The organism is Rickettsia endosymbiont of Ixodes pacificus (assembly GCF_000965155.1).
GTDB classification, from domain to species: Bacteria; Pseudomonadota; Alphaproteobacteria; order Rickettsiales; family Rickettsiaceae; genus Rickettsia; species Rickettsia tamurae.
Genome location: NZ_LAOP01000001.1, coordinates 325,964 through 338,315 on the forward strand (window position 1 = coordinate 325,964; position 12,352 = coordinate 338,315).

A 12,352-nucleotide genomic window follows, 5' to 3' on the forward strand; every position below is an offset into this window, starting at 1 on the left:
AATTCCTCGCAATGACGTTAAAACCGATCCATGTGGGCAATGTTTTTCCGTGAAAGGAAAGCAGGAATGACATAAATGAAAGCAATGCCTGCTCATCTATACTTTAGCAATACCAAATATTGCTTCTAGTTCTGCTAAGCGTTTCTCTATTGCGTTGATATCTCTCTTTTTCAAAGGTCTTTCTGTAACTCTGTTATCTCCCCGACCATAAGGTTGAGGATTACATCAGTTATGTGAGAGATGTTCTCACTTTTGGTAGAGGTTGCTACACCCCGAAATAGTGTTTTACTATTTCAGTTAAAGTTTATACCTAACTTCCTTTAAAAGTCAATCTATAACTTATTTTATTTTAAACCAATAGTTTATTTATCTAAAAGATTTTTTTATTTCTAATGTAAGTTGTAAAATTTATTTAGAATATCTATAATTCATAAAAAATAATATGGAACATTATGAATAATAGCGATGAACTTAAATAAGTTAGTAATTTTTAAAGATAAAACCATTAGAGGAGTTTTGCATAATAACGAATGGTGGTTTTCAGTAGTTGATGTAGTAGGAGCATTGACTGATAGTGCCGATTCTAGTGCTTATTGGTGTAAACTTAAGCAAAGATTAAATCAGGAAGAAAGTGAAGTCGTGACAAATTGTCACGGTTTGAAATTGAAAGCTCCTGACGGCAAAATGAGATTAACAGATTGTGCAAATACAGAGTCATTACTTCGATTCCGTCTCCAAAAGCAGAACCGTTTAACAATGGCTTGCTAAAGTCGGTTATGAGAGGATTCAAGAAATTTCTGATCCGGAAAAGTCAATTGATAGAGCAAGGGATAATTGGAAACGGCACGGTCGTAGCGAGAAATGGATTCAACAACGTATGATGGGGCAGGAAACACGAAATAAATTAACTGATTACTGGAAAAATCATGAAGTAACAAAAGAGAATGAATTTGCTATATTAACTAATATTATTCATCAAGAATGGGCTGGTATAACTGTTAAAGAACACAAAAATATAAAGGGCTTAACAAATCAAAATTTAAGTGATCACATGAACGAAGCAGAATTAATTTTTACTGCTCTTGCTGAATTATCTACTCGTCAGGTAGCGGAAACTAATAATGCAACAGGCATGGAAGAAAATAAGGTTGCAGGTAAAATAGGAGGAAGTATAGCTAAAAACGCTAAAACGGCCTTGGAAAATAAAACCGATAAAAAAGTAATCTCAACAGAGAATTATTTAATACATAAACTTACAAAGTAAAAAAATTTGTTATAGTGAAATGTATTGAATTAGATGATATTTATAAGAAATATTTTATTTTTTTAAGGATATAGCGAATATCGCTAATGCCAACCATGAGATATGTTATTTAAAAATTAAAAGATGAAATAGAAATGTCACCTAATTCAATGCATTCACTATATAGACCGTGAAGCCAAGGATTGCATTGGTTTTGTGAAAAATACTCTCACTTTTGACAGAGGTTTCGACACACCGAAATAGCAAAACGCTATTTCGGTTATGATTCTATATAGAACTTCCACAAAGTCAATTAAACTGTAAAACTCTACACGGGCTGTTGAAAAAGTTATAAAAAGAAGTAGAAAAGAGTTAATCTAAGGAATAAGCTGTATTTTTATGCTTAAATGAAGGTGTAAAGATGCAGGGTTATAAGCTTGATCAAAGTGTGAGATGTAATAGCCTTAGCTTAAGGCACATGATACCTAATGATCATTTATTAGTGAGGATTCATGAAGCTAAAGAATTAGAGTTTTCTTTTATCTATGAAATAACTAAGAATCGTTATTGTGCTAATTACGGACGTCCATCAATTGATCCTGTATTATTTTTTAGGATGCAAATAATAAGTTACTTATATGGTATAAAGTCAAATAGACGATTATGTAAAGAAATTCAGTTAAATATAGCATATAGGTGGTTTTGTGGTTTAAGTTTAGAGGATAAAGTACCGGATCATTCATCATTAAGTAGGATAAGAGATAGATTTGGGGTAGAACTATTTCAAGAAATATTTATAAGCTTGATTAAGCAATGGTATGAACTAGATATTATAAAAGGAGAAACAATTATTTCAGATGCCTCTTTAGTTGAATCTAATGCCTCTATGAATAGCCTAATATTAAGAAAAGATCAAGGTGATTCACAAAAGAGAGAATTAAAAAAATATGAACGTCGTTATCATGATTTCCGAGAAGGGAAAAAAGTAAGGAAAATATCTAATCAAACTCATGTCAGTAGGACAGATCCTGATTGTAGTCTTGTATCAAGAACTAATGGTTATAAAAAGCTATGTTATAAGACCCACTACTCAATTGATTCAGATTCACGTATTATAATAGATTGTTATGTAAGTACAGGATCACAACATGAGTGTATTGTACTTCCAAGTAGAGTTTGGAATATATTAAATAATTTTTCTTTTAGAGTAAAAGAATGGATAGCAGACAAAGGTTATGGTAGAGGTCCAACCTATGGATATTTTAAATTACTTGGAATTACAACTTATATACCTTTACATGTAGATAATCTTGGTGAAGGAAAAATAAGTAGGGGGGAATTTCAATATGATAGAGAACAGGATAGATATAAGTGTCCACAGGGACATTATCTTTATCCGTATGATAAATTAGATAAAAAACAAATAAAACGTTATCGTATTACAGGAGGGCATTGTAAAAATTGCTCTCTAAAATCAGGTTGTATTTCTGATAATTATAGTAATAGAGGACGATTTATTTATCGTAATCCTTATCAGGATGAAATAGATGAGGTAAAGGTCAGACAGAATAGAATTGATTTTAAGAAAAAACTAATTGAGAGAAAGTGGAAAATAGAAGGTCTATTTGGTGAAGCTAAGGAGAATCATGGTTTACGAGGAGCAAAATTTAGAAGTGTACAGAAAACACAGATTCAAATACTGATGATTGCGATAGTACAAAATTTTAAACGGATACTTAAAATTATTTTTTGGTTTTTTTATCTACTGCTATTAAAGATAAAAAAATATTAAAGTATTTGCAACCTTGTTGATTTTTTCAACAGCCCGTACACTTGATCTGACAGGTAGAGATTGATTAAGCAGCAAAAGTGCTGTCAGATAAGTAAGAATTAATAGACTTATCTTGAGCAATTTTAATGCTATCCTTGAAAGTTTGCATAGGAGTTTTTCCATAACAGAACTTTCCAGAATGCGGTCTAGTATTGTTATATTTGTTTAAATATTGATCTAAGTCAATCTGTAAATCCTCTAATGAGCTATAAATCTTTTTACGGAAAGCTATATCATAAAATTCATCTTTTAAAGTTCTATGTAATCTTTCGCATATTCCATTAGTTTGAGGAGAACGTGCCTTAGTTTTAGTATGATCAATATTTTCTATAGCCAAATATAACTCAAAAGCATGATGTTCTACCTTACCACAATATTCCGTTCCTCTATCTGTAAGGATTCTCAGTAGTGGTACATCATGATTATTAAAGAAAGGTATTACCTTATCATTTAAAATATCAGCGGATGTTATTGCAGATTTATCAGTATAGAGTTTGCAAATAGCCACTCTAGAATAAGTGTCAATAAAGGTTTGTTGGTATATTCTACCTACTCCTTTCATATTACCGACATAATAGGTGTCTTGTGCACCAAGATAACCGGGATGCTGAGTATCAATTTCTCCATGAGCCTCTTTAATTTGTTTTGCTTTTTTTAAAGCAGATATCTGCTCTTCTGTCAGTAAGATACCGTCCTGTGCAGATTTAGCTTCTAAAGCTTTGAGTCGTTTCTTTAGAGTTTCAAGATCGTTGCGTAGCCAGATAGAACGTACACCACTGGATGACACTATAATACCTTGCTTTATTAGTGCTTGGCTCGCACGAAGCTGACCAAGAGCAGGATTCTCTATAGCAAGATTTATTACTGCTTGTTCTATATGTTCTGATACACGATTCTTTACTATAGGTTTCTTACGACTCATATCCACAAGAGCCGCTTCTCCGCCCATCTCATATAGTTCCTTGAAACGGTAAAAGCTATCTCTTGAATAGCCCATTACTTTACACGCAGTACTAACACTACCTAGTTGTTTTGCAAGTTCTAATAATCCTAATTTAGGTTTGATTATTTTTTGATCATAATTTGACATATTGTTCCTATTAATTGAGTTTTATATTTAGTTCGTGGATATGATAGATAACTCCTTAGTTATCTACATACCCACAAACTCGTCTAATTTCAATCTTAATATGTCAGATCAAATCTGAAGGTTTACAATTAAAGAAATATTTACAACCTATGTAGAGACTATATTAACTAAAGAATTACATCCTGGACAAACAGTAATTATGGATAATATCAACTTCCATAAGAATAATATAATAAGAGAATTAATCGAGTCGGTTGGGTGCAGAATTTTATTCTTACCTACATATAGCCCAGACTTAAATCCTATAGAACATTATTGGTTTAAGATTAAGAACGAAATAAGAAAAGTTACGGGGCAATTCAAGATATCAGTATGGCTGTAGAACACGTACTAAAGTTTATTTAACTGTACCTATTTACTATGGTCTAGCTATACATTGGAAGATTTATAAAAATACGCAAAACAATAATAATTAATCAAGTTGTAATGTCTGTGCAGATTTTATAGAGCTTTCTAGATGAGAGGATAGAAGAACAATACCACCGCTATTTGCTTTCATAACAATTAAATTATTTAGTAAATCCCTATTTTCTTTGCTTAAATTAGTTTCAACTTCATCAAGTAGCCATAAGTCAGATTGGCAAGCAATAAGCCTTGCTACAGCTACGATTTTCTGCATCCCGCTAGACAGACTATAGCATTTTTCATCTAATAAATCGTGTAATTTGAAGTAATGAATAGCAGCGTATAGGGTTTCAGCGGAATTATAAATTTCCGACCAAAATTTTAGATTCTCAAAAACAGTCATTTCGAGTTTTAGACCTAAATTATGACCGATATAAGTACAATAGGGTTTAGCGATATTGTTAATATTACAGTTTCTATAGTAGATATTACCGCTACTAGGTTGCATAATTCCCGCTATCATTCGTAGCAGTGAGCTTTTACCGCAACCGTTAGCTCCTTTTATATAGGTGATAGAAGAAGGAAGAAAAGTAATATTTAGATCAAATAAATTTCTTTGTGCCAAGTTAAATTGTAATTGATGAAGTGATAGCATGCCCTTGTCATACCGTGGTCCCGCCACGGTATCCATAAAAGCAATTTAAAATACTAATAATTTTACTAGATACCGTGGCGGGACCACGGTATGATATCTGTTGCTTTTCAATAAATTTAATTTTCATGATGCTCTTCTGGTGTGGTCCCAGTTAATTCTGTATTATCTTATTGATTATTATGACCAATTCCAAGTTTGTCACGAGCACCTCTTAAAGCTTTTTTATGATCTGATGCATCAGGATTTACCACATGACTTATATCTATGCCTGTTACCTTATAGCTTCTTGACCTAGCTTTTTAGTTGCGTTGTCTAATTCATGATTTACTTTTTTAGCTTCTTTATCTATTCTTTTTTTCATATAGACCTCACTTTTAAGTTCTATAATTAGAGTAGCATTTATATTTTTTGTAAGCAATTAAAATTTTACTAGCAAATTCTCCACCGATAAACGAAATACGTTTAAAATAGAACTCGGCATTAGACCAAAGTAAATAATTAGTAGTATTAAAGGAGTTATTGAGATTATTTCATATTTATATAAATCTCTGAAATGCATAATTTCTTTATTGATAATCTCACCGAGCATTACTTCTTTATATAATTTCAGCATATAAACCGCCCCAAGTATTATGCCGAGAGCTGCTATAAAGGTTGCTATTACGTTCACCTTATAAATCCCAAGTAGGCTTAAAAATTCACCGATAAATCCGCTAGTTCCGGGTAGCCCAACAGAGCCGAGCATAGCAATCATAAAAAATGTGGCAAGTACAGGCATTTTACTTGCTACACCACCATATTTAGCTATTTCTTTAGTATGCAATCTTTCATATAAAGTACCGACTATTAAGAATAAGCATGAAGAAATCACGCCATGGCTAAGCATCTGAAATATTGCTCCGCTAACTCCGGCTTCAGTAAAGCTAAAAATACCTATCGTAACATATCCCATATGTGCAATTGATGAATAGGCTATCATCTTTTTCATATCTTTTTGAGCAAAAGCAACAAGGGACGCATATATTATAGCAATAACGCTAAGGTAAATTACGTAAATTGCAAATTCTTGTGATACACTCGGAAATAGCGGTAGTAATACTCTTAAAAAACCGTAACCACCGAGTTTTAGCAAAATACCGGCAAGAATAATCGAGCCGCTAGTTGGAGCTTGTACGTGTGCATCGGGTAGCCAAGTATGAAACGGAATCATAGGAATTTTAACGGCAAAAGCAATAAAGATAGCCCACCATAAAATTTGCTGAGCAAATAACGGGATGTTATAGGTAAGTTCAGAAATATAGGTTAAATCAAAACTATGAATTTTGCTGTAAATATAAATTAATGAAAGTAGAAAAAATACTGAACCAAAGAAAGTATATAAGAAGAATTTAAGAGCTGCATATATTCTATTCTCACCACCCCAAACGCCTATAATGATATACATCGGCACTAATATTGCTTCAAAAAAGAGATAGAATAATAATAAATTTACAGAGGTAAATGCCCCTATACAAAAAGATTCCATTAATAAAAAACATACTAAATATTCTTTAATATATTTTTTAACGGTAAATAAGCTTCCGATTATACAAATAAGAGTAAGAAAGGAAGTTAGAGCTACGAAAAATATTGATATACCGTCAACGCCAACATGAAATTCAAGCCCGATTTTATCAAGCCAAGCGTAGCGTTCAACAAATTGATAAGCGGGGTTTGAGGAGTCAAACTCTATTAAAATATAAATAGTTGAGATGAATGTTAAAACAGAACTAAGCACTGCAACATACATTACATATATCGGTTTATCTACCTTTTTACTTTGACTAATAAACAGCAAAATATATAGCACGCTTATTAGCGGCAGAAAAATATTGATAGATATAATAGGTAATTCTAACATTCTTTTAAGATTTTATGAGTTTTTTTATTAGTATATGTCATTCCCACGAGGCATTGTTGCGTGGATCAATTCCACCGCTGTCATCCCGTGACTTGATCGCGGGATCCAGTCCTTTTTTAATTTTTTTCTGGGATACCGTGGTCAAGCCATGGTATGACACTAAAAACCTTTCCAAACAAAATAACTAATTGTTACAACAATAAATGATACTATATACAAAGCATAATTAAAAACATATCCTGTTTGTGTTTTGCCGGTAAGAACGCTAAAGCAATTAACGACTCGTGAAAAACCGTTCGGTCCAAAACGATCGATTATTTTCTGATCGCCAAGATAAAATAAAGAAGCTAAACAGTTAATAGGCTTCACAATTAAGAAATTATATACCTCGTCGAAGTAATATTTATTTCTTAGAATGTTGGAAATTAATCCAAGGGGTGTCATCCCGCAGCTTGACTGCGGGATCCATTTTTTTTGGATTCCGTGGTCAAGCCACGGAATGACAGTACTTGACTTATATAAGTAAATCCCAATAACAATTCCCACTATACCGACTGCCATAGGTAGTAATTTTATATATAAAGGCGGGTGGCTAATTAGTAATTTATAAATATGTAAATTAAATAGGCTTTCATGGAAATAACCGTTTGGTTTGTCCATAGAGAGTAAATAATAGCCGATCATACCGCTAAAAAAGCTCCCAGCGACAAGTAATATAAGTGGATTATTCATTACTTTAGCCGGTTCGTGAGCATGCTCAAAAACATCTTTTTCTAGCTTAGTTTTGCCATGAAATACCAACATAATAATCTTCATTGAATAAATAGCGGTAAGTATTGCTGCTGCTATCCCAAAAATGAACATAAATGAGCCGCTACTATAAGCCACTTCTAAAATCGAGTCTTTAGAGTAAAACCCTGCTAAAGGATAAATCCCTATTAGTGCAAGTGAGCCGATTAAGAAATTTCCGTAAGTTACCGGCATTTTATTTCTTAAATCACCCATTTTAAAAATATCCTGCTCGTGAACGGCATGTATTACGCTGCCGGCTGATAAGAATAATAAGGCTTTAAAAAAGGCATGAGTTACTAAGTGAAATATCCCGCTATTATAGGCAGATACCCCGCAAGCCATAAACATATAACCAAGCTGGCTACAGGTAGAGTAAGCAATAATCTTCTTGATATCGCTTTGCATAATAGCAATGCTTGCAGCAAAAAGACAAGTAACACCGCCGATAATCGTAATAAATTGTAGAATTAAAGGGCTATATTCAAACAAATACGAGCAGCGTGCTACTAAGAATACTCCTGCCGTTACCATGGTTGCTGCGTGAATAAGTGCGGATACCGGAGTCGGTCCTTCCATCGCATCAGGAAGCCATACATGTAAACCAATCTGTGCAGATTTACCCATACAGCCGATGAATAATAAGAAGCAAATAATATCTAGAATAGAAAACTGTAACCATATTTTTGTATTAGATAATAATTCTGCAGATGAAAATACATCTTTGTAATTTGCCGAATCACAATAAACAATAATCGTTATTACGCCTAAGATAAAAGCAAAATCGCTGGCTCTATTTGTTATAAAAGCTTTAATCGCTGCTTTATTGGCGGATTCTTTTGAATACCAAAAACCAATTAGTAAATATGAGCAAACGCCGACGCCCTCCCAACCGAAAAATAACTGTAAGAAATTATCGCTAGATACTAGCATTAACATAAAAAAAGTGAATAAAGAAAGAAAAGACAAGAAGCGTATAATCCCCTTATCTTCGGCCATATAGCCAAGCGAGTAAATATGCACGACGCTAGATACCCATGTTACGGCTATAAACATTATGCTAGTTAGCTGATCGATATAAATCGACCAATTTACTTTAAAATTTCCAACCTCAATCCATGGTAATAATTTAATATGGATTATATTTCCGTCTAAGCCCGCATCACAAAATATTATTAATGAGAATAAGGCAGATAAAGATAAAAAGCCGGTTGCAATTACTTGAGCTAATTTTTTGTCTATTATCCTTACGAATAACTCGTTTATTATTGCAGAGGCAAGCGGTAACATGATGATCATTATGGAAATATTTTGATACATCATTATCCCCTCATCTGATTAATGTCGGTAATTTCAATTGAGCCTTTATTACGGAAATATATTAGTAATATTGCAAGCCCGATTGAGGTTTCGGCAGCTGCTACGGTTAAGATTATAATACTAAAAATTTGTCCCGATAATTCTTGCATATATACGGAAAATGCAACAAAATTTATGTTAACTGCAAGCAGCATTAACTCAATAGACATTAATATATTGATAATATTTTTGCGATGCATAAATAATCCAAACATTCCGATAGTAAAAACTAAGCTGCTTAAGATTAAATAATGATTAAGCGAAATATATTCATTCATATTTAATATTCTCAACACCTTTATTTAGAATAGGCTTTGTCATTAATACGGTATTTTCTTTATTGTGACGTAGTTGTTTTGATATATCTTGACGTTTTACTCCCTCACGCTTCTTTAGCGTTAACGTAATACATGCAATCATAGCGACAAATAAGATAAGGCCCGCCATTTGAAACGGTAGCATAAAGTCTGTGTAGAGTACGCCTCCTATTGCTTTAGTATTTGAGATATTATTTGTTATGGCAAATGATATATCGGAGCTGAAATTAATATTTTTGGTGCCAAGTAAAATAATTGTTACTAAATCAGCAAACATTATTAGAGCTATAAAAATACTTAAAGCAAGATTTTCTTTTAACTGTGTTATTGTCTTATTAAAATGCATATCTAGCATCATTATCACAAATAAGAATAATACTGCTACAGCTCCAACATAAATCACTATCAGCATCATAGCTAAAAATTCTGCTCCAAGCAAAATCATAAGCCCTGCACCGTTGATAAATGCAAAAATTAACCATAATACCGAATATACGGAATTTTTGCTTAAGACAACGCATAAGCCACTGATAGTTATTAATGTTGCAAATAAATAAAAAAATATAGGCATGGTGTTTATATAGGTTGTGTCTTATCTCTATTTTATCCTCGTAAAACTCGTTTTACAACATTAGGTTCTTTCTCAATAATCTTAAGAAGTAATTTTGCAGCTCCGGTAGGTAATCTTCTGCCTTGTTCCCAGTTTCTTAAAGTTGCAACACTAACTCCAAATGTTGTAGCAAATTGTTGTTGTGTTAATTTTAACTTATCTCTTGCTTCATGCACGTCTATATTAGATAATTTTATATCATGTTTATTTGCTTTTAATTTTCCTTTAGCGTATAAAAACAGCCTCTTGCATTCCAATTAATATACTTTTTTCGGTTTGATTAGTATTTTTATTATTCATTTTTGCCTCTTCCGACATGTTTTTTGCATGATTTCGATATCATCCCCGCGAAAGCGGGAATCCAGAAAAATAACCTTAATATAAACATATTTGACAAAGTAAACCTATAAAAACTTGTTTTTATAGGTTTTACTGGATTCCTGCTTTCGCAGGAATGACATAGTAAATGCCTATATTCAAACATCAAACCAACAAAGCATTAGAAGAAAATTTCTCGATCATCGGAGTAAATAAGCTTTCTAGTTCTTTGCGTATTTCTTCTTTGTTTTCTACCTTTTGACCTTCTTTACTTAAAGTTAGCTCGCCTTTTTCTACATGACCAAGTACAGCCTCAATGATTGCTTTTTTATCATGTTTACCGTCCATATATCTAAGTGCAAACTTCTCAAAGAAATTAACGCCGATCGGTTCATGTTTTAAATTTGTAACCCACATAGAAGGTGTATGGGTTGCTTGATGTATTACCATTTTTGTTGTTTTAGGCTTATCAAGCTCAGGGTTATTTCGATGCTTCTGATTTGTAATACTAATATAACCTTGTAATACTAGCTTCATTGCATTATTTAAAAGCTCAGCTTTAATTTCGTTTAATTTAGTATTATGTAGCTTTTTATTAGCTTCAGCGGTTATTTTCTCAAAGCTTAACGGATTATTTAGATTCTCGCTGAAAGTGTATAAAATAGCTTTCATATAAGGCGAACTAGTTGTTAAGTTAGAGTCTTTATTACCGTTTAAGAAGAATTTTAAGGATTCTGAAGCATTATTAAGATCTACTTCTTTGAGTGGTTTTTCAGGCGCTATATTAAAGATCATATTAAATTTCGTTATATCATCATTGTTAATATTTCTATTAATTTTCACATCACTATGACATAACAAAGTGGTTCTAAAACGACGATTCGTAATGAAATCCATATATTGTTCAGTTCTAACTATATCGTTCACCGCTTTTAACTGCTCTACTACTTTTGGTGGCATATTACCAAGATACATAGTCGAAAGATTACAATCGGCTAAATATTGTAAATTGTGCTTTCTTGCTTCATTCATAAATTCATGGAAGTAGAATTGAGCATTTTCTTCTTCTAGATGATCATGACGTAAATAATGATCGGTTTGTTTAGCAAGCAGCTCTGCCTCGGTTTTTAATACTTCTGCATAAGGAGTTTTAGAATTCTCTAAGCTATCCTTAACAAATTCTAGTAACAATCTAGATTGAGCTATTCTATCCCGTACATTTGCAAATGAGCTAGAATGATACATCATCATATCTCTAATAGTACGGACCATATTCCAACCCGGTAGCGTATTATAGCTAATATATGCTATTCCGTTTGGGCTAAGATTTTTATTACAAACTTCAAAAATTTTATCTCTAACGGTTTTTGGCACCCAAGAAATTACACCATGGCAAATTATATAATCAAACTTACCGAAAGAATCATCAATATCGGTTATCGAACAATGATGAAATTCTATATTTTTCAGTCCAAGTTCTTTGACATTTTTATTTGCTTCGTCAATTTGTACCTTAGACAAATCAACCCCAACAAAATGAGCTTTTGGATAAAGAACTGCGTGTGGTATTAAATTACCGCCTGCTGCACAACCAAGCTCTAATATTTTTGCATTCTCGACTTCAGGAGCATTTACATTGAAAAGAGTTGCAAGTGTACTTAAGTGATAGGGGTGGGTAGTGGCATACGGGTAGCTCTCATATGGTACTTCATCATAAGTGTTATGATCTGAAACCACACCGTTAAGAACTGATTGTATGGAATGTGATTTTTTTGCCGTCTTATCATGACCGTTAGGGGTAGAAGAAGAGTTAGTAGCTTTTGGGGACATATTTT

The 12,352-nt window shown here is 32.7% G+C and carries 11 protein-coding genes and 2 pseudogenes; 4 read left to right on the plus strand and 9 right to left on the minus strand.

The window, feature by feature from the left end; all coding sequences use genetic code 11:
- Positions 1 to 465: 465 nt before the first annotated feature.
- From REIP_RS11500 to REIP_RS01890, 3 genes are all read left to right on the plus strand, one after another.
- Positions 466 to 768 (plus strand): hypothetical protein, encoded by a 303-nt coding sequence (locus REIP_RS11500; RefSeq protein WP_231569164.1) that lies wholly within the window; start codon positions 466 to 468, stop codon positions 766 to 768.
- A 109-nt stretch (positions 769 to 877) separates the two neighbouring features.
- Entirely contained in the window at positions 878 to 1,264 is a 387-nt protein-coding gene (locus REIP_RS12135; RefSeq protein WP_231569165.1) for a hypothetical protein, read from the plus strand.
- 457 nt (positions 1,265 to 1,721) lie between these two features.
- On the plus strand, positions 1,722 to 3,035 hold the full coding sequence (locus REIP_RS01890) for a transposase (RefSeq protein ID WP_172686766.1): 1,314 nt from the start codon (positions 1,722 to 1,724) through the stop codon (positions 3,033 to 3,035).
- Positions 3,036 to 3,099: 64 nt separating this feature from the next.
- Here REIP_RS01890 and REIP_RS01895 read toward each other — a convergent pair whose 3' ends face one another.
- A complete protein-coding gene (locus REIP_RS01895; RefSeq protein WP_045803566.1) occupies positions 3,100 to 4,164 on the minus strand; it encodes an IS481 family transposase in 1,065 nt (354 codons plus the stop codon).
- Positions 4,165 to 4,294: 130 nt separating this feature from the next.
- Here REIP_RS01895 and REIP_RS09020 point away from each other — a divergent pair.
- Positions 4,295 to 4,569: pseudogene (locus REIP_RS09020) on the plus strand (transposase); the annotation flags it as partial.
- Between the two features lie 67 nt (positions 4,570 to 4,636).
- Here the strand turns inward: REIP_RS09020 and ccmA are convergent.
- The 8 genes and pseudogenes from ccmA to REIP_RS01930 all read right to left on the minus strand — a co-directional run bounded on the left by ccmA (position 4,637) and on the right by REIP_RS01930 (position 12,347).
- The gene (gene ccmA, locus REIP_RS01900; protein ID WP_032139087.1) at positions 4,637 to 5,224 is read right to left on the minus strand and encodes a heme ABC exporter ATP-binding protein CcmA; all 588 of its coding nucleotides are present in this window, start codon (positions 5,222 to 5,224) and stop codon (positions 4,637 to 4,639) included.
- Positions 5,225 to 5,642: 418 nt separating this feature from the next.
- On the minus strand, positions 5,643 to 7,124 hold the full coding sequence (locus REIP_RS01905) for an NADH-quinone oxidoreductase subunit M (RefSeq protein WP_045803675.1): 1,482 nt from the start codon (positions 7,122 to 7,124) through the stop codon (positions 5,643 to 5,645).
- A gap of 37 nt (positions 7,125 to 7,161) precedes the next feature.
- Positions 7,162 to 7,299, minus strand: coding sequence for a palindromic element RPE4 domain-containing protein (locus REIP_RS12140; protein ID WP_231569166.1), 138 nt, complete (start codon positions 7,297 to 7,299; stop codon positions 7,162 to 7,164).
- Positions 7,284 to 9,236: an NADH-quinone oxidoreductase subunit L gene (gene nuoL, locus REIP_RS01910; RefSeq protein WP_045803676.1), complete on the minus strand. Its 1,953-nt coding sequence runs from the start codon at positions 9,234 to 9,236 to the stop codon at positions 7,284 to 7,286. The genes REIP_RS12140 and nuoL overlap by 16 nt, the downstream gene beginning before the upstream one ends.
- Positions 9,236 to 9,550, minus strand: coding sequence for an NADH-quinone oxidoreductase subunit NuoK (gene nuoK, locus REIP_RS01915; protein ID WP_010421133.1), 315 nt, complete (start codon positions 9,548 to 9,550; stop codon positions 9,236 to 9,238). Before nuoK ends, nuoL begins: the two co-directional genes overlap by 1 nt.
- Positions 9,543 to 10,160, minus strand: a complete 618-nt coding sequence (locus REIP_RS01920; protein WP_023507205.1) for an NADH-quinone oxidoreductase subunit J — start codon at positions 10,158 to 10,160, stop codon at positions 9,543 to 9,545. Before REIP_RS01920 ends, nuoK begins: the two co-directional genes overlap by 8 nt.
- A 32-nt stretch (positions 10,161 to 10,192) precedes the next feature.
- Positions 10,193 to 10,517, minus strand: a pseudogene (locus REIP_RS01925) (helix-turn-helix domain-containing protein); the annotation flags it as partial.
- A gap of 165 nt (positions 10,518 to 10,682) precedes the next feature.
- The gene (locus tag REIP_RS01930; RefSeq protein ID WP_045803677.1) at positions 10,683 to 12,347 is read right to left on the minus strand and encodes a methyltransferase regulatory domain-containing protein; all 1,665 of its coding nucleotides are present in this window, start codon (positions 12,345 to 12,347) and stop codon (positions 10,683 to 10,685) included.
- Between the last annotated feature and the right edge of the window lie 5 nt (positions 12,348 to 12,352).

What these genes read in the sequence shown, in the direction of transcription:
- REIP_RS11500 (WP_231569164.1), top strand. Translation starts at nt 466, where the DNA reads ATGAACTTAAATAAGTTAGTAATTTTTAAAGATAAAACCATTAGAGGA.
- REIP_RS12135 (WP_231569165.1), top strand. Translation starts at nt 878, where the DNA reads ATGATGGGGCAGGAAACACGAAATAAATTAACTGATTACTGGAAAAAT.
- REIP_RS01890 (WP_172686766.1), top strand. Translation starts at nt 1,722, where the DNA reads ATGATACCTAATGATCATTTATTAGTGAGGATTCATGAAGCTAAAGAA.
- REIP_RS01895 (WP_045803566.1), bottom strand. Translation starts at nt 4,164, where the DNA reads ATGTCAAATTATGATCAAAAAATAATCAAACCTAAATTAGGATTATTA.
- ccmA (WP_032139087.1), bottom strand. Translation starts at nt 5,224, where the DNA reads ATGCTATCACTTCATCAATTACAATTTAACTTGGCACAAAGAAATTTA.
- REIP_RS01905 (WP_045803675.1), bottom strand. Translation starts at nt 7,124, where the DNA reads ATGTTAGAATTACCTATTATATCTATCAATATTTTTCTGCCGCTAATA.
- nuoL (WP_045803676.1), bottom strand. Translation starts at nt 9,236, where the DNA reads ATGATGTATCAAAATATTTCCATAATGATCATCATGTTACCGCTTGCC.
- nuoK (WP_010421133.1), bottom strand. Translation starts at nt 9,550, where the DNA reads ATGAATGAATATATTTCGCTTAATCATTATTTAATCTTAAGCAGCTTA.
- REIP_RS01920 (WP_023507205.1), bottom strand. Translation starts at nt 10,160, where the DNA reads ATGCCTATATTTTTTTATTTATTTGCAACATTAATAACTATCAGTGGC.
- REIP_RS01930 (WP_045803677.1), bottom strand. Translation starts at nt 12,347, where the DNA reads ATGTCCCCAAAAGCTACTAACTCTTCTTCTACCCCTAACGGTCATGAT.